The 25,697-nt window shown below is 40.4% G+C and carries 15 protein-coding genes; 1 reads left to right on the forward strand and 14 read right to left on the reverse strand.

The features are described from left to right. Window positions 1-106: 106 nt before the first annotated feature. The 13 genes from ispG to ACH30E_RS00265 form a co-directional block, all read right to left on the reverse strand. Window positions 107-2,116: a (E)-4-hydroxy-3-methylbut-2-enyl-diphosphate synthase gene (ispG, locus tag ACH30E_RS00205; protein ID WP_490823132.1), complete on the reverse strand. Its 2,010-nt coding sequence runs from the start codon at window positions 2,114-2,116 to the stop codon at window positions 107-109. A gap of 120 nt (window positions 2,117-2,236) precedes the next feature. After that, window positions 2,237-3,460 carry a cation:proton antiporter gene (locus ACH30E_RS00210; RefSeq protein ID WP_294993499.1) on the reverse strand — a complete coding sequence of 408 codons (1,224 nt, stop codon included), beginning with the start codon at window positions 3,458-3,460 and terminating at the stop codon, window positions 2,237-2,239. A 110-nt stretch (window positions 3,461-3,570) separates the two neighbouring features. Next, the gene (locus ACH30E_RS00215; RefSeq protein ID WP_490823133.1) at window positions 3,571-3,924 is read right to left on the reverse strand and encodes a TfoX/Sxy family protein; all 354 of its coding nucleotides are present in this window, start codon (window positions 3,922-3,924) and stop codon (window positions 3,571-3,573) included. Window positions 3,925-4,201: 277 nt separating this feature from the next. Continuing rightward, the gene (locus ACH30E_RS00220) at window positions 4,202-6,973 is read right to left on the reverse strand and encodes a glycoside hydrolase family 127 protein (RefSeq protein WP_490823134.1); all 2,772 of its coding nucleotides are present in this window, start codon (window positions 6,971-6,973) and stop codon (window positions 4,202-4,204) included. A 20-nt stretch (window positions 6,974-6,993) separates the two neighbouring features. Next, complete coding sequence (locus ACH30E_RS00225) at window positions 6,994-8,661, reverse strand: M1 family metallopeptidase (RefSeq protein ID WP_490823135.1); 1,668 nt, start codon at window positions 8,659-8,661, stop codon at window positions 6,994-6,996. Window positions 8,662-8,776: 115 nt separating this feature from the next. After that, window positions 8,777-10,363, reverse strand: a complete 1,587-nt coding sequence (locus ACH30E_RS00230; RefSeq protein WP_294993489.1) for a RagB/SusD family nutrient uptake outer membrane protein — start codon at window positions 10,361-10,363, stop codon at window positions 8,777-8,779. Between the two features lie 23 nt (window positions 10,364-10,386). Further along, on the reverse strand, window positions 10,387-13,341 hold the full coding sequence (locus ACH30E_RS00235; protein WP_294993486.1) for a SusC/RagA family TonB-linked outer membrane protein: 2,955 nt from the start codon (window positions 13,339-13,341) through the stop codon (window positions 10,387-10,389). 313 nt (window positions 13,342-13,654) lie between these two features. Further along, on the reverse strand, window positions 13,655-14,881 hold the full coding sequence (locus tag ACH30E_RS00240; RefSeq protein WP_490823136.1) for a multiheme c-type cytochrome: 1,227 nt from the start codon (window positions 14,879-14,881) through the stop codon (window positions 13,655-13,657). 138 nt (window positions 14,882-15,019) lie between these two features. After that, the gene (locus tag ACH30E_RS00245) at window positions 15,020-16,807 is read right to left on the reverse strand and encodes a DUF885 family protein (protein ID WP_490823137.1); all 1,788 of its coding nucleotides are present in this window, start codon (window positions 16,805-16,807) and stop codon (window positions 15,020-15,022) included. Between the two features lie 107 nt (window positions 16,808-16,914). Further along, entirely contained in the window at window positions 16,915-18,159 is a 1,245-nt protein-coding gene (locus ACH30E_RS00250; RefSeq protein WP_490823138.1) for an NAD(P)/FAD-dependent oxidoreductase, read from the reverse strand. A 19-nt stretch (window positions 18,160-18,178) separates the two neighbouring features. After that, entirely contained in the window at window positions 18,179-19,180 is a 1,002-nt protein-coding gene (locus ACH30E_RS00255) for a 4-hydroxyproline epimerase (RefSeq protein ID WP_294993473.1), read from the reverse strand. A 22-nt stretch (window positions 19,181-19,202) separates the two neighbouring features. Continuing rightward, the gene (locus ACH30E_RS00260; protein WP_490823139.1) at window positions 19,203-20,792 is read right to left on the reverse strand and encodes an aldehyde dehydrogenase (NADP(+)); all 1,590 of its coding nucleotides are present in this window, start codon (window positions 20,790-20,792) and stop codon (window positions 19,203-19,205) included. After that, window positions 20,776-21,720, reverse strand: a complete 945-nt coding sequence (locus tag ACH30E_RS00265; RefSeq protein ID WP_294993467.1) for a dihydrodipicolinate synthase family protein — start codon at window positions 21,718-21,720, stop codon at window positions 20,776-20,778. The genes ACH30E_RS00260 and ACH30E_RS00265 overlap by 17 nt, the downstream gene beginning before the upstream one ends. Window positions 21,721-22,382: 662 nt before the next feature. On the opposite strand from ACH30E_RS00265, the gene ACH30E_RS00270 reads away from it, so the two are divergent. Next, a complete protein-coding gene (locus tag ACH30E_RS00270) occupies window positions 22,383-23,285 on the forward strand; it encodes a helix-turn-helix domain-containing protein (protein ID WP_490823140.1) in 903 nt (300 codons plus the stop codon). 116 nt (window positions 23,286-23,401) lie between these two features. Here ACH30E_RS00270 and ACH30E_RS00275 read toward each other — a convergent pair whose 3' ends face one another. Next, window positions 23,402-25,693 carry a S9 family peptidase gene (locus ACH30E_RS00275; protein WP_490823141.1) on the reverse strand — a complete coding sequence of 764 codons (2,292 nt, stop codon included), beginning with the start codon at window positions 25,691-25,693 and terminating at the stop codon, window positions 23,402-23,404. Window positions 25,694-25,697 lie beyond the last annotated feature (4 nt).

Raw genomic sequence — 25,697 nt, forward strand, 5'->3', positions numbered from 1 at the left:
TCTCTGCGCTCTCACTTCTCTGCGGTGAAAAAAAGCTTACGATAATAATATAAGCTATTTTTCACCGCAGAGAACAAGAGAAAAAGAGATTACGCAGGGTTCTTATTTATGATGCCGGCTCAACCCAGGCATCGTTTTCTTTTAAAATATTAATCAGCTCATCTACCGCCACCTCACTGGCTACATTTCTTTTTACTACTTCCTTGCCTTTATATAAGGTAATTTTTCCAACACCGCTACCTACATAGCCAAAGTCTGCATCTGCCATTTCACCGGGACCATTTACAATACAACCCATGATGGCAATTTTAACACCTTTCAAATGGTTGGTAACAGAACGAATTTTTGCAGTGGTCTCCTGCAGATCAAATAAAGTTCGGCCACAGCTTGGACAGGATATATATTCCGTTTTAGAAATACGCGTACGTGTTGCCTGTAATATGCTGAATGCGGTTGAATTAATGAATTGTTCTACGGATGTATTAGAGATATAATTCCTGCCACTTGTATCTGCACTGGCTGAAGAAGCCTGCTGGTAGCTGTTTGTGGTCATACCAAAACATACACCGTCTCCAAACCCATCTAATAATAATGCTCCTGCTTCGGTTGCATAATGAATTAAGTGCTCATCCGTTGTTTGCCAGTTGCTGTCTACTATCAATACCACCGGATTGTTTATTTTTTGTTCCTCCAGTTCCATCAGCATTCTCCGCACCGATGGCATGGCGTGGTTATTGGTACTGCTTAAACAAAGAACAGCAGTGGTATCTTTAGCGATTTGCTCCAGAGCATTTGTTGAAACAGTTGTTCCATCATTGTAACAATCAATCATTACAAAATTCAGCCAATCACTTTTGATGTTTCCGGAGAGATAAGTGTCAAGTCCATCTATAGGAAAATATTTGGACTGATCCTTTGCCAGTTTCCAGGCTTGAGGGTAAACAATCACTTTTAATGTGCCTGGCAAAGCAAAATCGAGTAGTTGATCGCCGGTGAAAATATAATCAGCAGCAGTATCACTGATATTCCATTTATCGGTAGCTGCATCGTATTGGTACCCGACCCTTTCCAAAGTAGCCGGAACGATCTCCCCTGCTTTACTCAGATCGGCTATTACAACAGGAACTTGTTTACCTCCTATATTGCCCACTTCGATGGATATTCTGCGCTTATAATTAAACGGATCGTAAGGTATTTTTTCAATAGCAGGTATTGGGGATGCCGTACTTGTTTTTGCTGTATACCTCTTAACCAGGTCTTTACAAACCGGTATTTCAAATTCGGGGTCTTCTGTTAAACTTACACGAACAGTATCACCAATTCCATCTTCTAATAAAGTACCAATACCTGCAGCGCTTTTTACTCGACCGTCTTCACCATCACCAGCTTCTGTAACACCCAAATGCAGAGGATAACATTCGCCAAATTCAGCATCCATTTGCTGAATCAGTAAGCGATAGGCTTGTACCATCACCTGTGGGTTACTGGCTTTCATGCTCAATACAATATTATGAAAGCTCTCATACCGGGCAATACGTAAAAACTCCATCGCACTTTCTACCATACCCATCGGTGTATCACCATAACGGCTCATGATGCGGTCGCTCAAAGAACCATGGTTGGTGCCGATACGCATGGCGGTACCATGTTCTTTACAGATACGAACCAGTGGCGTAAATTTTTCCTGAATCCTTTCTATCTCTTCGGCGTAATCTGCATCGGTATATTCAATCAATTCGAATTTCTTCTTATCAACATAATTACCCGGGTTCACCCTTACTTTTTCTACTATTCTGGCAGCTATTTCAGCGGCATTGGGGGTGAAATGAATATCGGCCACCAGAGGTGTGTTATATCCTCTTTTCCTTAGCTCATTTTTAATATGTAGCAGGTTTTCTGCCTCTTTTTTGCTGGGGGCAGTAATACGTACCAGTTCGGCACCAGCTTCTATGCAACGGATACTTTGTTCCACCGTAGCCAGGGTATCCATGGTATCGGTAGTGGTCATGGTTTGTAGGCGGATGGGATGAAAATTACCCATCAACAGGTCTCCGATACGTACTTCCCTAGTCTTTAAGCGTTTATATTCCGTAAGTGAGTGACAATATGCCTGCATAATCTGTAAATGAAGTACAAATTTAACAGTAAAAGGGGAGAATGGTTGGGTTCCATAAAGGTTTAACCTAGCGTAAACCTTAAGCAAAATGCAAATGCCTATCCAAAGCAGAAGGTTGCTTTAACCCTGCTTCGCCACTTTCTCTATCGTCAGCCCCTGAATGATGATGCTAAAGAGCACACAGAAATAAGTGGTGATCAATAAAATATTTTTGGTTTCACTATCCGGTAACGAAAGCACCAATGCCAGCGAAAGTCCGCCACGCAGACCTCCCCAACTGATTACTTTAGCTTCCTTATTGGTTAGTTTCATGAGTCTGGGGAAAACCAGATGTGGTAAGTAAACGATGATGAACCTGGACCCCAATACAATAAATACGGAGATTAAGCCGACCAGTACATATTTGGTTTCAAAGTCTATCACAATCAATACAAATGCAATGAGGATGAATAAAATGGCATTGAGTATTACATCTACCAGTTCCCAGAATTTATGCACATATTCCTGCGTGGTATCACTCATGGCAATTTCCTGCCTGAAATTACCCACCATCAAACCCATTACCACCATGGCCAATGCACCGGAAATATGGAAATAGTTAAACAATCCATAGCCAGCCATTACAAATGCCAGTGTAAGCAGAATTTCTGTTTCGTAATGGTCTATTGATTTTAACAGCAGGTGCAGAAAATAACCAAATACCAATCCCATACCAATACCGCCTATGGCTTCCTGTACAAAGAGCCAGCCGAAATGACCAAAGCTGAATACCCCGGTATTTAACGTGTCTAATAAAGCAATAAATACCACTACTCCAACACCATCGTTAAACAGGCTTTCACCTACAATAGTGTATTCTGTTTTTTTAGGCACATTGGCTTTGGTAAGAATACCCAATACGGCAATGGGGTCTGTAGGAGAAATCAATGCGCCAAAGAGTAGGCAGTAAATAAAACTTACCTGCAGACCAAATGCCTGGGTGATCCCATAAAAAAGTCCCGCAATAATTATTGTAGACAGCAACACGCCCCCACCTGCAAATGCGGCAATGGGTTTAATCTGCTGTTTCAGGTTGTTCCAGTTGGTATGTAAAGCACCAGCAAATAATAAAAAGCCTAACAGGTAATTGAGGATGATCTTATCAAGATGCGCCTGTTCAATATAGGTTTGAATTTGTTCTGTTTGAATATTGAGCCAAAGTTTTGAACTGATTACACCAATTGACAAAATGGTTGATAGAAAAAATAACCCTATAACAAAGGGCAGTTTTAAAAACCGCTGATTGATATAGGCAAATGCTGCAGATAGGCAAATAAGTACGGTTAGTGCTAAGTAAATCGTCATTTAGCTGTTTTGCCAAAGATACGGTTGTTGCCTAATAAGTGAAAAGATGCACGTAACCGCAAACATGAAATACATCTTGCGCGGAAAGGTTCTTTTCTATCTAAAGTATATCAGGATTTGGATCGTTTCTTTGATGATTTTGCTCTCCCATTAAAGTCGAGACAGATCCCTATCCAAAATTGGAAGTCTTTTTTAGTTTTAAAACCGATTGGCTCAACATAACAATAGCCCTTCATTTCTTTTCCTTTCATGATCATGGGCAAATATCCGTTTCGCTCTGCCAGTTCTTCCGTTAAAACCGGATCGTAACGACACATCAGGTTGTCACCACTTACGTTTACACACATTTTATCATTAACCATAAACGCAATTCCTCGAAACATTTCCTTCTCTTCAATATTAAGTGAGGTAACCTGTGCAAGGTATTCCCGTACCCTGTCTGCCAGTTTTGTATCGTATGCCATTGAAATTACTTGAGTTGATGATGAATAATACCTGTTGAAATTAACCCCCAAGATGCACTTAAAAAGACCGCCTGTATAAAATTTCGAAAAACTTTACTCGATTTTGAATTTTCTATATTGAATTGCCTGTGTTGGTTCTGCAATTAGACTCAGAAGCACGAGAGCTCCTACTAACAACAACTGCAATTTTACATTCAACCATAAATGCATTAAAAAAGCCTGCATTCTAACGAATACAGGCTTAACGAAAAACGCCAAAACAAAATGTGTATGAGAATTAGTTCTTTCCTTTCTCTTTAATCCATATCTGAGAAGCCAGTGGTCTGTTTTGTATACGCTGCGGTGGCTCATTGGCTTCTACAGGCAAGGTGGTAGTTACTGCTGCTGGCTCTTTACCATCAAGACGGTTAGTGCGGGCATAATTAGGAATAGCCACCAATGGTGTACCATCTTCCCACTGTCCCTTAATCACCATCATTCCTCTCAGGAAATTATCTCTCCATTCGATCGCCAAAGGTTTTTTGGTATCAATGGCTTTGTTAATGTCTTGTCCATCTGCAGTTTCCACATTATAAATCAATGGCCCAAAACGCAGTGCCACACGACCCTGGTTGGCTTCGATTCTTTTATCGGCATAAAACTTCTGTACTTCCATTGGCATTTCCAGTTCAATCTTATCCCCTTTTTTCCAAACTCGCTTAATTGCCACGTATCCTTTTTCTATTACCACAGGAACAGCTTTGCCATTCACTTTCAGGTATTTCAGTCCCTTTACTTCTTTATCAGGCGTGTACAATTCACTGGTTGTTCTGTTTGGAACACGAACATATACCGTAAATTCTTTGCTTACTTTAGGATTCACCGTAATAGCTACTGCACCTTCCCAGGGATAATTGGTTTTCTGTATCATCTCAATATCTGTCCCTGCAACACGCTCAACATTTATGGTACTTCCGATATACATGTTTACATAAATAGCTTTAGGGTCAGTAACATAGGTCCAGGTTGGCACCATCAATAATGTACGTGGAATATTTCCTACACAGCAAGGACATACATGCCATGGGTCTCTTGGCTGAGCTTCTGATAACCTGTTGGTATAATAAAAATTCTTGCCATCCAGGTCTAATGAGCCCAACAATGCATTGTACATGGTTTCCTCGTAGAGGTCGGCATATTTCGCATCGTGGTATGCCAGGTTCATTTTATACTGGAAGAAAATTAAGCCGGCACTTGAACAGGATTCGCAATAAGCATTGTTGCGTAATGAATAATTCGGACCAAAACCTTCAGATGTTTCTCCACTTCCGATACCTCCGGTGAAATAATATTTTTTATTGATCATATTATTCCACAAACTCATTACTGCACTTTGATAATCCACATCGCCTGTCTCAGCCGCCACATCTGCCATAGCAGAATAGTTATAAGTAGCCCTTACCGCATGACCTACTGCTTCATACTGTTGTTGAACGGGAACATGACTTTGATCGTATTCTGAGCCGTTTTTACGACTATCGAGCAGGAACTTGGCCAGCTTCACATAACTGTCGCCTTTGCCGTTGCCTTCCATATCGTTCACAAAACGTCCAAAACGAACCAATGCCTGCTCCATTTCCTGGTGACCATCATACCATTCTTTTTGTCCCGGACCAGTACCGATATTTTTTACCCAACAATCGGCTAGTCTTTTAGCAGCATCGTATAAGCGTTTGTCTTTACCATTGGTTAATGTATAATGGTTAATAGCAGATTCAATAAAATAACCCGCTACATATCCTTCATGATCACCGCGGTTGCGAGGTGCCCAGCGTTCTTTCCAACGTGTGGTATCACGCAAAGTGTAAGCTGTATGCAAGTATCCATCTGATTCCTGTGCAGCAAGGATGATGGGTATCCATCTTTCCAATGCTTCTTTCATTTTGGCTTGAGCAGCTATAATTTCTTTATCACCCTGAGGATCAACCATCAAAGCAATACAGATTGATTCAACTGTTTGGTGTACCCATGCATTAGAGAATACATATCCTTTATGACGGGCATGAGGCTCTCCGCGTATTGCTTTAGCAGCTTCTATAAAATTATCGAGTCCACCCTGACCAATGGTTAAATCTGTACGTTCATTCTGTGCAATACAATAAGGAATCCAGTTTACGATCATGGCTTTTGCACGATCGTTCCAGAGTTTATTATCGATTTTATATTTTTTGGTGTAGACCACATCCAGTCTGTTCACCGGTGGTGGGTTATGTACTTTTACATTAATCGAAGAAGTTTGTGTGAGATTTCCCTCAGTTGCGGTCATAGCAAGAACATAATCACCAACTGCACTAAAACTTGCAGTCCCTTTAAGAGAACCCGCATCACTAAACTGAACATTACCTGGTCCTGATACTTTTTTCCATTCAATTTTAGAAACTGGAGAAACAGATTTAACCGATGCATCAAGGTATGTTTTACCATTAATGATCAGGTCTCTGTCTATACCAGCCGAAACAAGTGGTTTTGGATTGGCTGAGTTCGGCGATTTTGCTACCACCCACTCTAATAAAGTAGTAACCCCACGATCTGCTGAATCGAGCTCAATACGCATACGCGTTGTGGTTACTTCTTTGAAAGTAGTTGTATTGTATTGATTATTTTCTTTACCCATTCCCTGTGCATTTTCAACAGGAACAAAAGCAGATCCATTCCAATAAGAAATACGGTATTGTTCAGGTAAACGAACATTATTATTGAAGTTCCACCAGAATAAGCCTATTTCACTTGTACTAACCGGCTCCTGCCATTCGTATTGCACCCAGATATTGGCACGGGGAGGACGGTTATTGTTATTGTTAAATCCACCACGGTTATTACCAGCATTAACAGGTGTTTTCTGGTCATTCAATGCATCGACCCCAAACCCTCCGCGACTAGAGCTTGTTTTAGCTACCAGTGCAAGGTTGGGTTTGCTGGTTATTGACTGTTGCGCTTTTACAGTAGTTACCGCACCAAACAATAAGATGGCCTGCAACAATTTTGTAAAAGAGATTCGAATGTTTTTCATTGATCCCGAATTTTGATGATTTATTTTATTGGTACAGGGTCTACATAATACATTTTCTTCACTGCATCTGCTGATAAAAGCGAAAGCTCATTAGCGGGCAGTGTTGTTGTTTTCCATTCATCAGTTGGCAATAACTTTAATACAGTTTCATTGCTTTTTAATACGATTGGAAGATTAAATCCAGGAATACAGTTGGTATACCTATACCTCACAACATTACCATTTACCTGAAATTCAAATTTTGGAATTGCTGTATTTCTTAAGTATTGGTCAAATACTTTACTGTAATCAAAACCTGCTTTTTTTGAAATATAATTTTCTACCTGTGTTGAATTCACGGTTTGGTGGTAGAAATCTTTATTTAATCCGCGAAGTATTTGTCTGAATTTTTCGTTGTTATTGAGGCTGTGTTTTATAGCATGTAATAAATTACCTCCTTTGGGATACATATCGCCACTACCTTGTGCATTTACGCCATAAGTTTGTGGTATGATTGGCTTATCGTTTCTTATGCCATTTCTAATACCTACATTATATTCATTTGCTGCCTGCTCGCCGAAAATATAATCAATGAACAATGTTTCACTGTAATTGGTAAAACCTTCATGCACCCACATATCAGCAAGATCATTTGATGTAATATTATTTCCGAACCACTCGTGGCCACTTTCATGAATAACGATAAAGTCCCACTTCAAACCCCATCCGGTTCCTGAACCATCGCGTTTTCTGTAACCAGGTTGGTACCAGTTTCCGTAAGCAACTGCACTCTGGTGTTCCATACCAGTATGTGGTACATCTATTAATTGGTAACCATCTTCATAAAAAGGATAAGGACCGAACCAGTATTCAAAACTTTTCATGGTATTGTGTACTTCCTTCGGCAAATAGTTTTTTGCTTTTTGCTCATTATAATCAAGTACCCAATAGTTAAGGTCCAACTTGCCCTTCTCGCCCTGGTATTCTTCTTTGAAGTTTACATATTTACCAATATAGGGTATGATATTATAGTTATTGATCGGGTTGATTACTTCCCATCTGTAACTCGTAGTACCATCGCCATGTGGTGTTGTTTTTTTAAGACGACCGTTCCCTACTGCCATCAGTGTATCAGGCACACGCATGGTTAATGACGCTCCATTATTGGGCTCATCACTTTGGTGATCTTTACAGGGATACCAGATTGATGCGCCGGCTCCTCCCTGACAGGTAACTGTCATCCATGGTCGACCAAGCGAATCTTTGGTAAAAGTCCACCCACCATCCCAGGGGGCACGGATGGCTTCATGTGGTTTGCCACTATAGCGGATGCTGATTTTTCCTTTTGATCCTTTTTGTTGATTAGGCATATCAATCAACCAAACAGAGCCTGATTTATTGAAACTATATTGTTTCCCTTGCTGATCGGTTACCTCATTAATCTGCAGTGGTTCTTTTAAATCGATCTGCATTTTTCTACCTGCATTGTTTTGTACAACTGTATAACTGATGGTATTGGAACCCTTTAAAGTTTTAGTGGTATAGTCTGGTTGTATTTCCAGATCATATCGTGTTATATCCCACCAGGCTCTTTCGGGTGTAATAGTTCCTCTCAGTGTATCGACCTTGGTTAAAGGACGCTGGTTTTGTGCAACAACAGTTGTAGCACAAAAAATCGAAACGAATGCAAATAAGATTGGGTATTTCATATAATATGCTTTTCTCTCGTGAAGATACTCAGGTATTGAACAGCAAGACCTGCAATATTTTGCAGGCCTTGCTATTGCTTAAAACCTAAACCTAGACTATGAGAAAAAAAACTAATTAGTAGCCGGGGTTCTGCTTCAAATTTGTATTTGTAAGCAATGAGTTAGCCGGTATTGGGAAGATATTCCTGAATGTAGCTGATGGTTTATGAGAGAACCAGCTTTTTCTATGGAATACACCAAAACGGATCAGGTCTTGTCTGCGTTTTGCTTCTGCGGCAAATTCCCATCCTAACTCATCCAGCATTCTTCCGAAAGGAATATCTGCACCACCTTCTACAGTTGTTTGTGCACCATTGGCCCACTCGCCATAAGAGTAGCTACTGCCTTGTTGTAATTGGGCACCAGTTACAATTGCTTTGGCCGGATTGCCGCCAAAATTTCTCTGACGTACCTGTGTTACAATAGTTGCTGCCTGTGCTGCATCACCTGTGCGGAGCAAACATTCAGCTTTCATCATCAGAACATCTGCATAACGCATCAGCGGAAAATCAACACTAGAACCACCACGCATACCTGCTTTGATTTCGTATTTACCAATACGGAAACCCTGGTTAGAGGTACTGGATGCGATACTGGTTACTGTTTTCACGTAGTTGATTACCAGCGCACCTGTTGTAGCATTGTACTGAGGTCCCATGATCCAGGTATCTTTTAAACGCTGGTCATCGGTATCATAAGTATCAATCCACTGTGGAACTGCACAGTTACCGCCCCAAGGCTGTACCTGCATTGGGTAAACCAATTGCATAAGTGGGTCGAGGGTTTTCATGTGCATGTTATTCTCCGTTGCAAAAATCTCATCATAGGGTACGGCAAAAATGATTTCTGGAGAAGTGTCGTTGTTGGTAGCAAAATTGTCTTTATAACGTGTTGTAAGACTATATGCATTTGCTGCGATGATATCATTACATTGTTGTATACACTCTGCCCATTTAGCTGTACCGGTATAAACTTCTGCATTAAGATAAACACGCGCCAGGAATGCTTTTGCCGCCCAACGTGTCATGCGGCCATAAGTTGCTTTAGAAACAACAGGCGACAAATTGGGAATTGCATCAGTAAATTCTTTCACTACAAAATCATATACCTGCTGACGTGTTTTTTGCACTGGCAGACTCGTGTCTTTAAAGTCTGTTACAACAGGCACATTGCCATGGTTATCGAGTAACAGGTAATAATAGTAAGCACGTGCGGCTTTCAATTCTGCGATAATGGCTTCTTTACCAGTAGGAACAGGTATTTCACCTGACTCAATCTGGAACAATACCCTGTTCGCATTGTTGATACCTGAGTAACAGCGATTATACAAGCCATTTGGCTGACCCTGGGTTGGTGTCCAAACATGTTCGTGCATACGGCGATAGGTACCGCCATCAACCCAACCATTAGGACGGGCTGGAGTTACGATCTGATCGGCTGCTTCTTCCTGCAGGTCAAAAAGTCCTTGCCAGCTTGCTGTATTAGCACGCAGTACAGTATAAACAGGAGCTATCAATGCCGGAACATCTTTAGCAGTTGCCTGGAAATTCTGTGCGAGCAATTCAGAATATACTTCCTCATCTAGCTTTGTACAGCTATTCATTAACATGGTACCAGCAAGCGCTGCTGCAAGGAACCATTTATGATTATTTATTCTTTTCATGATTTAGCGTTTCTTTTTTCAGATTATAATGTTACCAATGCACCTAAAGTGAATGTGCGTGTTGTTGGATATTTATCACGCTCATCGTTTCCTGGAGCTAATCCACTTCTGTTTACTTCAGGATCGATTCCTTTATAACCAGTTATGGTAAACATGTTCAATCCTGATGCATAAATGCGCAATGATTTTACATACTTATTACTCTTCAGGTTTACGTTATAACCTAAAGTGATGTTATCTACTTTCCAGTAATCGCCATTTTCTACATAGTAGCTTACATAAGCCTGTGAGTTAGTAAGTCTGGTTTTGCCATATACTTTGTCAAAGGCAGATAAGAGCACATTGTAGTTGCCAAGAATCTGAGGTTGTGAGTTTTCGTAGAACATACGCTGGAAGTTCAGGATCTGGAATCCAAAAGCACCACGCATCAATACACTCAGGTCCCAATTTTTATAACGAACGGTGTTGTTCCAACCTGCATAATACTTAGGTAATCCATTACCCAGGATTTTTTTATCTTCCTGACGCGCCTGGCTATACGGCTTAGGTTTACCATCTGCACCTTCAATGATCCATAAACCATTTGCATCGATATCTACTGATCTGTATCCATGGAAATTACCAATTGGACCTCCGATATCTACGCGGTGGGTATAATCCTGAACCGGCTCACCAGTACCGCCTGCAGTAAAGAAGTTAGCAGTAGTTCTGAACTGATTGTTTGATAAACTAACCAGCTTGTTTGAGTTGGTAGAAAAGTTTACACTTGTTTCCCAAGAGAAATCCTTTTTCTGGATAGCATTGTAATTAATCAATACTTCCACCCCTTTATTCTCCATCACACCAACGTTTGCAAGGATGCTGTTAAATAAATAAGGAGGTACAGGAACACTGTAGTTATACAACATATCGCGGGTAGTACGCTTGTATATATCGATAGTAGTGCTCAGGCGGCCTTTCAGGATAGAAAGGTCTATACCAAAGTTCACCTCTTCTTTTTTCTCCCATCTTAAATCCGGGTTAGGGTTACGAACAGGTGAGAGAGATTGGATCCATACACCGTTATCAAGGAAACGTGTGCCATAATTCAAACTTGTTTGAGACAGATAAGAACTTCCCGGAGCAATACCTGTAACACCAAAACCAGCACGTACTTTCAAATCGTGAATGAACTTAACATCGCGAAGGAACGACTCGTTCTTTACACGCCATGCGGCTGAAATAGCCGGGAATGTACCCCATTTATGGTTGGCGCCAAATTTAGATGAACCTTCACGACGTACACTTGCAGACAATAAATACCTATCGCTGAAATTATAATTGATACGACCGAAGAAACCAATGAGTTTGCTTGATGACTGGAAGCTGCTCATAGAAGCTTCACCTCTTCCTAAAGCATTACCTGCCTGAAGTCTGTTGTAAGAATATTCATCTGTAGGAAAATCCCAGTTCGATACAGAGAAGTCCTCATCCTGAGCATCCTGATAGCTATAACCAGCCAGGGCTACTAAACGATGTTTACCAAAGCTTTTGGTGTAATCCAAAGTAAACTCTAAAAGGTTATCCTCGCTTGCACTAGTGCTTCTGGAAGCATTACCATTTCTGCCATTTTTTGTAGTAGAAACGTGTTTCTTGGTTTCTGAGAAACCAGATAGCGACTCGCTTTTAACATTAGCAACCAATAATTTAGCATTTAACCCACGAGCAATATTTGCTGTAACGCTTGCAGACAAACGGGTTTCCTGTGATTCGTTTCTAGCGAGTGTTTCCATGATATATCCCAGTGGATTATCATAGAAATAGATATTACGTTCTTTCCAGTTACCCTGATAATCATACACACTATCCGTAGGGTTACGGATTACAGACTGGCGGTAAACATAGCTATTGAATCCACCATCATCATTACGCTGACGGCTGATAACATTCAGGTTTACTTTCACCTTACCATCTAACATAGTATGGTTAACGTCTGCTCTTAGTGTTAACTGACGGTTTACAGATTTCAGGAACATACCTTCCCAATTACGGTAGTTAATGTTCGCTGTATAACTGGTTTGTCTGTTACCACCCTGGAATGTAAGGTTATGGGTTTGACTGAATGGAGTCGGTCTTGAAATTTCTTTGAACCAATCTGTATTCAGACCATAATCTATAAATGGATAGCCGTCTTTGCTGAATTGACGAAACTCTTCTGCATTCAAGAAGCGTGGACGTCTTGCGATTGTTTGAATACTTGCATAGGTATTGTATTCCACCACTGATTTTCCACCACCCTGTATTTTACGGGTAGTAATTAGTATTACACCATTGGTACCACGTGTACCATAGATGGCGGCTGCAGATCCGTCTTTCAAAACGTCAATTGACTCAATATCTTCCGGTGAAACCGAGTTTAGGTTTCCGGGAACTCCATCAATCAATACTAATGGCGCTGTTGAAGCATTCAGCGTTGTAATACCACGTAATTGAATTTGTGTACCAGCAGTTGGAGAACCAGAAGAAGTAGATACGGATAAACCGGCTACTTTACCTTGAATTAACTGGGCCGCATCACGCACAAACCCTTTAACAAAGCTTTCCTGTTTAACACTGGCAACGGCGCTGGTTAGGTCGCCTTTCTTTTGTGTTCCATAACCTACCACAACTACTTCATCAAGACTATTAATGTCTTTATTAAGTTTTACGGATAAGGAATTGGTTCCCTTTACAGGCAATGAAAGTGTAACATAGCCAACAAAGCTGATGTCCACAACAGCATCATCTGAAGGAACTGTAATACTGAATTTACCATCTGCATCTGAACTGGTAACTGTAGCAGTATTCTTTACTGATACAGTTGCACCCTGAAGAGGTGCACCAGAAGAAGCGTCCGTAACTACACCCGTAACTGTTTTTGGGGGTCCTCCCAAACGGGCAGTCGCTGCATTTGTAAACAGCAGCGAAAGAAGCAGAAAACATCCAAGTAGATTTTTCATACGCAAGCGTTTTATTAAAGGTCAAATTGACACTTAAAATTATTTTTTAAGTTTCACGCTTCCGGCTAATATTTTAACTAATCCTAAACGTATTTTAACCAGTTTAAATTATACGTCTGAAAGCGTTGATATACAAGGATTGTGTCAAATGAACACTTATATGACTGGCTTGTACGATGCTTTACACAAAAGAGGATTATTGGTTAATAAAGGAAAAGGGAAGGTTAATTTTTGCAAACATTTTGATGCAGCGATTTTTAAAATCACTATTTGTCGATTTCTTACAAAGTTTTATGGTTTATTTTTTCGCAGACTAATCCCGAACACTTTTTAAATACTTTACTGTAGCATCAGGATATTTCGCTATTAAATGCGAGCGAACCAAATTGGCAATATTACCCGCCTGCTCTGTTTGCAGGCTAATAAGTTTAGAGGGCGTTGCCGGCATATGACAATCGATACAGTTATTTACGATAGTTGCTCCCAGTTTGGGTGCCATTTTACAGAACTGCTTACTATTCTGCTGATGACAACTCATACAGCGTGTTGAAAAAACTTTGAGATCGTTTCTTTCTGTTTTGTGTGGATTATGGCAGGTATTACACGACATGATTTCTACCGCTCCCTTGTAACATTTGCTCGCCATCAATAATTGATATTGGTTTCCGTGTACATCTAACTTCGCAGGTTCCTGTTTAACAGTATCGGGTCGGTAAAAATCTTTCAGCAAGTTACCCGGCTTGAAAAGGAAAGGAGAACGAATAGGTTCCCGCAACCCTGAATGACAGGTAGCGCAATTCTCTATCTTCTGTGTACTGGTAAGTTCTTTATAAGTCAAAATATATTTAGCCAGTTTTTCCGCTGGATGTTCCTGTTGATAAGCAACATGTGCAGCAGACGGACCATGGCATCGTTCGCAGTCTATTCCATATATAACCGAATTAGGGTTTAACTGATCTACCCGGTATCCCTTTTCTTCGCGCATTCCTGTACGCTCAACAAAAGATGCATGGCACTCAAAGCAACCGATCGGAATTACGCGATCAAAACGAACCCTATCGGTTGGGTAATTTGGACTATTCACCCAACATTTACCAATAATCGAATAGCTAACGGGCAGTTGGTACACATTACTGTCTTGCCAATACAAATAAGTCTGGGCTTTTCTTCCTGATCCAATTACAATATCAAAGGGAAATGACGCTTTTTGTTGGTCAGCCTCAAAAGCTGTCTGGAAAAATTTTCCTTCACGTGCTTCCATTAAAACCTTTACATCAGTTGTATAATGAAACTGGTTTTCGCCAGCTTGGAAGCTACCCGCTATATTTTCTGCAGTAGCTGAACTTGTGGTGCGATTATGAGCTGTTTGCTTATAAGCGTCTACAATTGCAGCATGACAATTACCACAGGATGATGAACCTGCATAACCAATACCCCGAGGATCTTTAGGCATGGCATGTTTTGCCTGCATACAAAATTGAAACAGGAATGTTGCAAGCACCAGGCAACCTATAACTACAACCCATCTTTTTCCGAACATTCATTAAATATTTAGGCAGTAATGGATTGCTCATTTAAGCATTCCTTGAACCAGAAAATATTTGAAAAGCATCCACTTAATGCTGAAAGTTATGGTTTCAGAATAAGGTGGATGCTTTTAAATGGATTATGATTGGTGTTATTTTTCGTTATAAAATCTCCAGTTTGTTTTAAAATCTTCCGTCAAAGGCTGTCCGGTAAGAATAGCACGTATCATTTCAACTGGCATAGCATTCATAGTAATAATAGCATCATGGTATTGCTTGTAGGTCATTTTACCACTATCTACCAACTCTTTCTTAAGCGCATAAAACTGTCTGCCTCCTGTTAAATAAGCCAATTGATACAATGGCGGATAGCGACCTGTAAATGAACGACGTACTTCTCCTTCTGCATTGGCGCGTTCATGTCCAACCCTGTCTACCAGAAAGTCGATACATTGCTGTGGCGTCCATTTACCCATATGATAATTAAGAGAGAAGATAATTCTTGCACAACGGTGCATGTGCCAGAAAAGCATACCGATTCTATCTTCCGGTGTTTTTGCGAATTTCATGTCCCATAAAATCAACTCCCAGTATAACGACCATCCTTCGGTCCAGAAAGGCGTACCAAAATTGCGGTAGGTTCTGTTACGTGAATTCATAAATTGTTGCAGGTTATGACCGGCAATCAGTTCATGGTGTACGGTAGCTTTAGAGAAATGTGGGTTATTGCCACGCATACTCATCATTCGGTCTTCATATGCCATGGTATTGGTAGGATAAGAAATGATGATATCTGATCCACCTAAAAAGAACGGGTTCTGTAATTGACGCTCGGGCGACATCATCATCATACCCCATGTTTCTTCGGCCAATGGTGGAATGGTGATCAGGTTATTCTTTTTGAGAAAATCAATCGATTCGTTATATAACTTCAAAATAGCTTCCGGTTGCTGACCTGCCGGTACATAAGCATTCTTTACTTTTTCCTGAGCTGCTTTCCAGTCATCACCAAAACCCATTTCCCTAGATGCTTTCAACAATTCCGCATCACACCATGCAAATTCTTTATTCGCAATATCAATCAATTCTTCAGGTGTATAAGGAATCATTTCATGCTGTAATTGCTTTACCAGGTTATCTCTACCTGCCTGTACACCAACAATACCACTGTTATCGGTAGCGGTAAGTCCGCTGTTGGCTTTGCTTTTCCATACTCCTGCATAAGCCGTGAGGGCCTCATCAAGCGATTTATGAACAGTTGGAACCCACCAGCTAAACATGGGATCGTATCCATTATAAAACTCAAATACACTCTGTGCAGCCAGTTTTATATTGCTGATCAATTCACCGGCAGTATAAACAGATTCTGGTTCAATTACTTTTTCTGCTTTCAGTTTTACCTGCAGTTCTTTCAGTTCTTTGATGATAGCTGCCCATTCTTTAGCCACCTGCTCTCCATTGATTTGGTGTCCTCTCCTACGTGTTTGCTCCAGTGCATATATTTTATCTGCAAAGGGCATCCACTTGCTTATTTTTTTTACTTCTGATTCCTCGGCTACCAGTTGTTCTAACTTAGCCTGCAGGTCTCTTTTAAATAGAATATAATCTGCTTTACATTCTTGAGAAAGTCCTTTAAAATTCACCGCAGCCAGTTTTTTCTGGTAATCTTTTACCAGTTGCTGTAAACGTTGGTTTCTTTCAGGTGAGCCTACTGCATCATTACCACCGCCACCAAAACCACCACCACCGCGGCTGTTTACAGCAGGGGTGTAAAACCTGTTCAATGTTCTGTTATCTGTTGCAAAGCCTTGTATTAGGGAAGGCATTTCCTGACAAGGAACATAAGCTTCTTTTGATACCTGTGCCATTGTTGGCTGTACTGTAGTACACATTGTGCCTGCAGTTAGCAATAGCAGTAAAGAGTAGGTGTGTTTTTTCATGGGTTAACCTTTTGTTGATTTTAGCCACATGAATTCAGCCCATTAACATCGCAGTTGAATTAGCAATCGTAATGGCGTATTTCATATAGCATTTTTGGTTTTGACAATTAATCGAATCTTGCAGGGTCAAAAGCTTTTATATCAATAGTTGTAGGTTTTCTTAATGCTAATTCTGTAATCAGTTTACCGGTTGCAGGACCTAAGCTAAGTCCCATCATTGCATGGCCACCCGCATACAACATGTTGTCATATTTCGCTCCATAGCCAATATAGGGAAGTCCATCCGGCGAACAAGGCCTAAACCCATACCACACTTCTTTCTCTTCAGGCATGCTTAAATTCAGACCTGGCAAATAAGCGGGTACTGATTCCACAATGCCTTTCACCCGGTTCATGTTCACTTTATCATTAATTGCCCCGATTTCCATCGTGCCGCCAAAGCGAAGATCTTTACCCATCGGTGTTATGGCAACCCGTGCTTCACATAAGATCGCAGGTACCTGTAACTGGTTACTGGTATTTTTTTGGGTGAATGAATACCCTTTGCCAGGCATCAATGGTAAATGCAAACCAGCCATTTGTAATAATTGCGGCATCCATGAACCTGCTGCCACTACAAATACATCTGCATCTAGTAAATGATCCCCGGCCTGTATGGATATTATTTTATTCCCTTTTCGGTTAATCTGTTTTACGGCACTACCAGTAACAAAACGAACTCTTTTCTCCTTAAGATAATGGATCAATTGTTCATTCAGTTTATTTGGATACAAATGTGCGTCGCAACGATAATGAACACCACCCAATACATCTAATTTAACATCTGGTTCGAGTTGCTGTACCTGTTCAGCAGAAAGTGCCTCAACATCCAACCCCATTGATCTTGCTTTTTCAGCGAGATGAATTTCTTCTTCTGCTACTTTCTCTGTTTTATAATACATGATGATTCCCTTTTTTTCAAAAGCGAAATCAAAACCAGGTTCCTTGCTCAGTGCTTCATAAAGTTGTTTGCTTAGCAGGTTAATATCGGTGAGTGGTTTTTCTGCTTTTTTTACATTCGACTCATTGGCCGATTTGATAAACTTTAAACCCCAGTTAATCAATTGTCCACTTAATGTCGGCTTTACATAAAAAGGACTTTTTGAATTAAACATCCATCTGATTCCCTGAGCTACTATACCCGGGGCGGCTAAAGGCACGAAATGACTGGGAACAATCATTCCCAGGTTACCATATGAGCAACTATCGCTTAGGTCTGTTTTATCTACAATGGTAACATCACAACCTTCCTGAACCAGGTAGTATGCCGAGCTTAGTCCGATAATGCCTCCGCCTATAATAACAACTTTCATAAATAAATCAGTTCAATAATCATATAACCTGGAAACCGTGTGCATAGGGGTCTTCATCATCAATGATGATGGTGTTATAGCCAGTTACAATTGCCCATCCTTCAATACTTGGAACAATAGCTGGCTGTCCGTTAACGGTTGTCTCTGCTTCTATTCTTCCGGTAAACGTTGAGCCGATAATGCTTTCATGAATAAACGCGTCCCCCTTCTTTAATTTACCTTTTGCATACCATTGTGCCATTCTCGCTGAAGTTCCTGTGCCGCAAGGTGAACGATCAATCGCTTTATCTCCGTAGAAAACAGCGTTACGTGCAGTTGATGCAGGCGATAATGTTTTACCTGTCCATAATAAATGGCTCAATCCTTTGATATTTTCATTTTCAGGATGAATGAAACTGTATTTTTCATTCAATCTTTTCCTACACTCCCTGCTCCATGAAATAAGTTGATCTGCCGTATGGTTTTCTATCCCGTGAAAATTTGTCTGAGGGTCTACGATTGCATAAAAATTACCCCCATAAGCCACATCAACTTTTATCGGACCCAGATCCGGACATTCAACTTCCAAATCACTGGCATATAAAAATGCCGGAACGTTGGTAAGTTTTACAGATTGTACTTTTTTACCCTCTTGTTTGTATTCAATCAGTACAAGTCCAGCAGGTGTTTCAATGCGAAGCTGACCTGGCTGTTTGGGAATAACAAGTCCTTCTTCAATAGCAATGGTTATAGTACCGATTGTACCATGACCACACATAGGTAAGCAGCCGCTTGTTTCGATAAATAATACACCAATATCATTTTGAGGATCATGAGGCGGGTAAAGTATACTCCCACTCATCATATCATGTCCCCTGGGTTCAAACATGAGTCCTTTTCTTATCCAGTCGTATTGAGCAAGAAAATGTAATCGTTTTTCCATCATGGAATTCCCTTCCAATAATGGACCACCGCCGGCTACCAGTCTAACAGGATTACCGCAGGTATGAGCATCAATGCAGAAAAATTTCTTATGCGCCATTAGCAAACATCAGGTTCAAAAACTAAACAATTGGTTCTCTGGTAAATTCGCCATTTACTTTTCTCATTATGCCTGCTTCATTTGCATTCTGTAAGTAAATGGGTAAAAGGTTTTGTGGACAATCCTGATAACATACAGGGCGCACAAATCTTCTGATTGCTTCAGTTCCTACAGAAGTAGTTCTTGCATCTGTGGTTGCAGGGAATGGTCCACCATGTACCATAGCATGACATACTTCAACACCCGTTGGTACATTGTTGAAGATTAGTCTTCCAACCTTCTGTTGCAAAATATCGATCGTTGAACTAAATAGTAGTAATTCTTCGGTGTTACCGAATACAGAACCGGTTAACTGTCCATGTAAAGATTGCAAAGCAGCGTTAAGTTGTGTTTTATCATCACATACCACGATTGTTGAACATGGACCGAACACTTCCTGTTGCAGGTTTTCATCAGCTATAAAATCAGCAGCATTTACGGATAACAATGCAGGACTAGCTTTATAACTAGCAGAAAGGTCTTCACCAGCGTACAACTGTTTAACCCCTTTCGCTCCACCTGTTTTATTTCGATCGCTATAATAGGATTTACAGATTACCTGATTTAACATGGTTCCCGGGGCTGCATTAGAAAGAGCAGCAATGAGTGATTCAACAAATGCATCCGAAGCATCGGATTTGATCAGGAATAAAAGTCCGGGGTTGGTACAAAACTGACCAACACCAAGTGTCATCGAACCTGCGATAGAGGCTGCCGTTTCACTTATTCTTGCTGCCAATGTTTCTGGTAATAATACAACCGGATTTATGCTACTCATTTCAGCATATAATGGGATTGGTTGTTTTCTTTTTTGTGTAACCGTAGCATACAATGCCATACCAGCACGATAGGACCCGGTAAAACCAATGGCTTTAACAGCCGGCTCCATAGCTAGTTTTTGTCCAAGTGTGGCCCCTTCTCCATTAAGTGAAGAAAACACCCCATCAGGCATTCCTGATTTTTTAGCAGCTTGCTGTATTGCAGTTGCCATTAACTCATTGGTGCCCGCGTGTGAACTATGTGCTTTTACTATTACCGGACAGCCTGCAGCGAGTGCAGAGGCGGTATCACCGCCTGCAGTAGAAAATGCAAAAGGAAAATTACTTGCAGCAAAAACCACTACTGGGCCAACTGGCTGTAATAATCTGCGTATATCAGATCTTGGGAGTGGTTTTCGGTCTGGTAAAGCAGTATCGATAACAGCATCGGCCCATGATCCTTCACGCAAAAGAGTGGCAAAAAGTTTTAATTGATTCATGGTTCTGTCTCTCTCACCCGTTAATCGGGCAAGTGGCAAGCCTGTTTCAAGGTTTGCACGCTCCAGCAAATTATCTCCAATCAATAAAATTTTTTCTGCAATGGTTTCTAAAAATATGGCGCGTTGCAGATAAGTTGTTTTACTGTATATGTCAAAAGCAGCTACCGATTTGGCGATAGCTGCTTCAACTTCTTCTTCTGTTGCTATATGAAACGAACCAGGGAGTAAAGTTCCTTGTAAAGTGCTGAAAGATTCAAATGTTTCAGCTCCCTTTTTGGTTGATTCGTATCCGATTATATTATGCCCATGCAGCATCCTTCTTAGTTTTCAGGTTTAAATAATCAGGCAATATAGGACGGTTTGCCAATGCTTTTTCAATTACCGCTGATACAGCTTTTAATTCTTCTCCTTCGAGTGGTAAGCGTGGTGCACGAACATGTGCTGTGCCAATACCTGTATATTGGGCTGCCAGTTTAATATACTGTACCAGTTTTGGATGAATATCCAATTCGAGTACTGGCAGGAACCACCGGTAAATTTTGAGTGCTTCTTCGATCCTGCCTGCTTTTACCAAATGAAAAATCGCTACTGTTTCTGCGGGGAATGCGTCAACCAGACCAGCTACCCACCCATGGGCTCCCATGCAAAGACTTTCCATTGCCAATGGGTCAACCCCTGTAAGAACACTGTAGCGATCACCAAAACGATTAATCATACGTGTAACATTCGATATATCACGTGTAGATTCTTTCACCGCTTGTATATTTTCATACGGCGTCATTGCCTCAAACATATCCAGTGTAACCATGATTTTATAGTCAACCGGATTATTATAAATCATAATTGGCAGAGAAGTAGCTTTAGCCACAGCTTTGAAATACTCCAGCGTCTCCTTGCTGTCAGCATTATAACGCATTGGGGGCAGGAGCATCAGTCCATCTGCACCATTTTTTTCTGAATCTTTTGCCAATTGTATGGCAGCTTTGGTTGTTTGCTCTGCGATGTTGATGATTACAGGAAAATCGTCGGGGATCATTTCTTTGGAATAAAACAATAAATCCCTTTTCTCTTCATTAGACAAAGAACTTGCCTCTCCAAGTGAACCACCTAAAATAATGCCATCAACACCTGCATCCATCTGTGCCTGTAGATTGATTTTATACACTTCAAAATCTACAGAATCATCTGCTTTAAATGGAGTCAGGAGTGCAGGATAAACACCCTTCCATGTTACTTTAGCCATACAGTTTATTTTATTATTGCAAAACTAACAGGAACTTTTGCGTGCCTGTTTTTCGGTATTAATAAATTCTATACAGATTTTAACTGCTTTTTTATTTACGCTTATGATACCGGTTATTATCTCATCTTTTATTTACTATGCCCATACAATTTTTAATCATATTTGGTTACTTCAGATTCAGCTCACTTCATTTCCACAGCATCTCTGTTGAAAAGGATGTTTAAATGCGTTAAGTTGTTCCTTGTTTAAATTTATAAAACAAAACCTCCCTATCTCCCGTTTATTTAACACAAACCCTGTATTTCACCTTTTCTTACTACCTGAGCGGTCATTTTAGAAGATCGTTCTATAAAAAGCTTAATTCAGTCTAAAGAAGCACTGTTCCGCATATTTTACCTTCCCGAAAAAAACCGCTTTTTATCCTTTTCAAATATATTAATATTAAGCGTTAATTTGACACTAAATATACCTGTATTGGATTTAAGGATGAATTTAAATAAAATTTAATCTTTCCCAGTCTTTTCAGTAGCTTATATGTAATGGTTTATTAAATCTGAATTACACGCAGCATATCTAATATATTAACTGTCTAAGTAGACTTAAGTACTGGTAAGAGATAAAATAGGATATTTCTCTTCTTGAAACACTTAAAACCGTTTCTGATGAAAGTTTTACAATTTACCATTCCTGTTCCAGGTGATAAAAACATCATCGTCCAACACGACCTGCTGCCTTATTTCTATCCTCATCTGCACAGACATGATGAGATCCAGCTAACCTGGATACAAAAAGGCGAAGGCACTTTAGTGGTAGATAATAACATGTATTCATTTGGCCCTAACGAAATTTATTACCTGGGTGCGAATCAGCCACATGTTTTCAAGAGCGACCCCATGTATTTTTCTCCGAAAAGCAAACGCAAAGTGCAAGCCATTACTATTCACTTTAATCCCAATGGAAAACTCGCTTCGCTTTTTGATTTGGCGGAAATGAAACATATTCAAACATTCCTACAAAAACACAATAACGGGTTTGTTGTTCCTTCAGAACAGGTATCCGATATCTCGCATAGAATTCAGCAGGTAAGTAAAAACTCGGGGACAGATCAGATGCTTGCCTTCATCGATTTATTCAAAAAATTTACCAGCATACCAAGGTTAAAAGAATTATCGAGTATATCAAACCTCACCACAGTTAGTGAGCATGATGGAATCAGGTTAAGCCATATATACCATTATATAATGGCAAATTATGCTAAAAATATTACCCTTGAAGATGTGGCCCAACAGGCACACATGACCCCACAAGCTTTTTGTCGTTATTTCAAGAAAAGAACCTTACACACTTTCGTTTCCTTCCTGAATGAAGTCAGGATCAATGAAGCGTGCAAAAAACTAACAACTGGAGATAACGATAGTGTAAGCATTTCAACCATCGCGTATAATTGTGGCTTTAATACTGTTACCAATTTTAACCGGGTATTCAAAACAGTAATCGGCAAATCGCCCAGCGAATATGTTGATGATTATTTCCGAAGTACTTACGAAGAACATACGACTGTATAAAAGGGCAAGGTTTAGTTATAAGCAGTTAGCCATTAGCTATTAGCCTTTTTCAGTTGAAGTAAGTATATACTACTTACGTAAATTGGCTAAAGGCTAATAGCTAACTGCTAAAAAGCTTACTCGGCTGTTGCTAATTCATCGGTATTACGATCTGGTGGATCAACACCCAACAAGCTTTTCACAAAGAAGTCTCTTTTCTTGACCCTGCCATAAGGTCCGCCATCACTGTGTCCCATTCCGGGTACCGCGAGAAAATCGAATGTCTTTCTTGCTTTAATCAAAGCATCTGCAACACGATAAGTTGATTCAGGCGGCACATTCGTATCAGCTTCACCTACAATCAACAATAACTTACCTTTTAATTTATGCGCGTTGGTAATGTTTGATTGTTCCTCATAATGTTTGCCTATCGGATAACCCATCCATTGCTCATTCCACCATTGTTTGTCTACCCGGTTGTCGTGACAACCACAGGCAGACACAGCAGCCTTATACCAGTTAGGATGAAACAATAAACCACCCAGCGAATTTTGTCCACCAGCAGATGTTCCATATAAACCCACTCTCGTAGTATCGGCTTGCGGATACTTTGCCGCCAGTGCGCGCATCCACGAGATTCTGTCCGGGAAGCCTGCATCAGCCAGGTTTTTCCAGCACACATCATGAAAAGCTTTGGATCTGTTTGCAGTACCCATTCCATCGATCTGCACAACAATAAAACCTAGTTCTGCCATACTTTGCATTTCGCCAAAAGCACTAAACGATTTAGGCACGAACGCATCTTGTGGTCCGGCATAAATATTTTCTATAATAGGGTAACGCTTTGAAGGATCGAAATCTGATGGTCTGCAAATTATTCCCCAGATATTGGTAACACCATCCCTTCCCTTTGCATAAAACGGCTCTGGTAACCTGAAACCCGCTGCACGATGTTTACTGATATCCGCTTTCTCAATTTCCATTAGTTCCTTTCCGTCTGCAACCCGCCCCAGCACAGTAACAGGAGGCTGATCAACTGTTGAATAGGTATCCACAAAATATTGCTTATCCGGCGACCAGGTAATCCGGTGATTAAATCCAGGCTTAGTTAAGGTTACCATATTCTTTCCATCGAAACCAATTCGGTAATAATGGAGGAAATAAGGGTCTTCTTCTTTATTCATACCACTCGCCTGAAACCAGATTTCCCGTCTCTTAACATCTACGCTATCTATTGAACGTACCACCCACTCGCCTTTTGTGATTGGGTTCTTTACCGTTCCTTTCCTGGCATCAACCAGGTAAATATGCCTCCAACCATCTTTTTCCGTTACCCATACTATCTCTGCTGTTTCAGGTAAATAATATGTAAAAATGCGTTGTTCATAAATGAATGTGTTGGTCTTTTCATCAACCAGGTTCCGAGTAGTGCCATCATTGGCATTCACTTCGATGATCCGGAATCTTTGGTGACCACGATCTACTCTTTCGTACATAAAATGATCGTTATCCCCTTTATTCCAGTTTAGTTTTGGCGCATCAAAAAAATCGATGATGTCTGTCTGTACTTTTACTACCGACTTATCTGCAACTTTTATTACATGCATTTCATAAGTTGAAAAATCATCACCAGGTTGTTTATACGGACGCTCTTTCATTTCTCCACGGGTGGTGCCAGGTACTGATGTAAGTACATAGTATACTGGTTTATCAACTACCCGCTTAATTTTATAAGCTACCAGGTACTTGCTATCCGGAGACCAGGTAATGTCTCCATAAGGCAAGGCTGCTGTTCCATCGGTTGTAAATTGCACAGCCGCACCTCCGGATGCAGGCTCTAAATAAATATTGTAGTCCTTTACCGATACATTCCATTGTTTATCAGGAGATGTTCTTGCACCCCGGTTACGTTGCCATCGACCTGCGACCCTTGTTAAGGATGGATATTCGGTTTTATCAACAGGCAATGAATCTATTTTCGACACCTGATAGGATGCCAGGTCTACATCATAAAATTTATTACCTAAGGATATCGCCAATTTTTTTCCGTCAGGATATAAATAGGCATTCCTTATTGGAAGACGATTGGCATCTACTGCTTTTCCCTCCGCTATTTTTATTGCCTCAGCCATTTTTGAAGGATCAAACAAAGGGCGTTTTACTTGTTTAACGGGATCAATAAAAATATATTCTGATTGACTGTCTGGCAATGCATTTCTATACCAAAATGCAGAAGGTCCACTCCAAATTGGATTTACATTCAGCTTAAATGCGGTTCTTCTTGCCAAACTATCTCTCTCATTTGCTGCTTTATACCTAACCAGCATTTCATCACGTGAAGGAGCAAAAGCAGCCAGTGATTTTTGTTGTGCATTCAGTTGCAGACCTGTAACAGCTAACAAAGAAGTAAATAGCAACAACTTTTTCATTATG

It is taken from the genome of Sediminibacterium sp. FW305-C-61 (genome assembly GCF_058231065.1).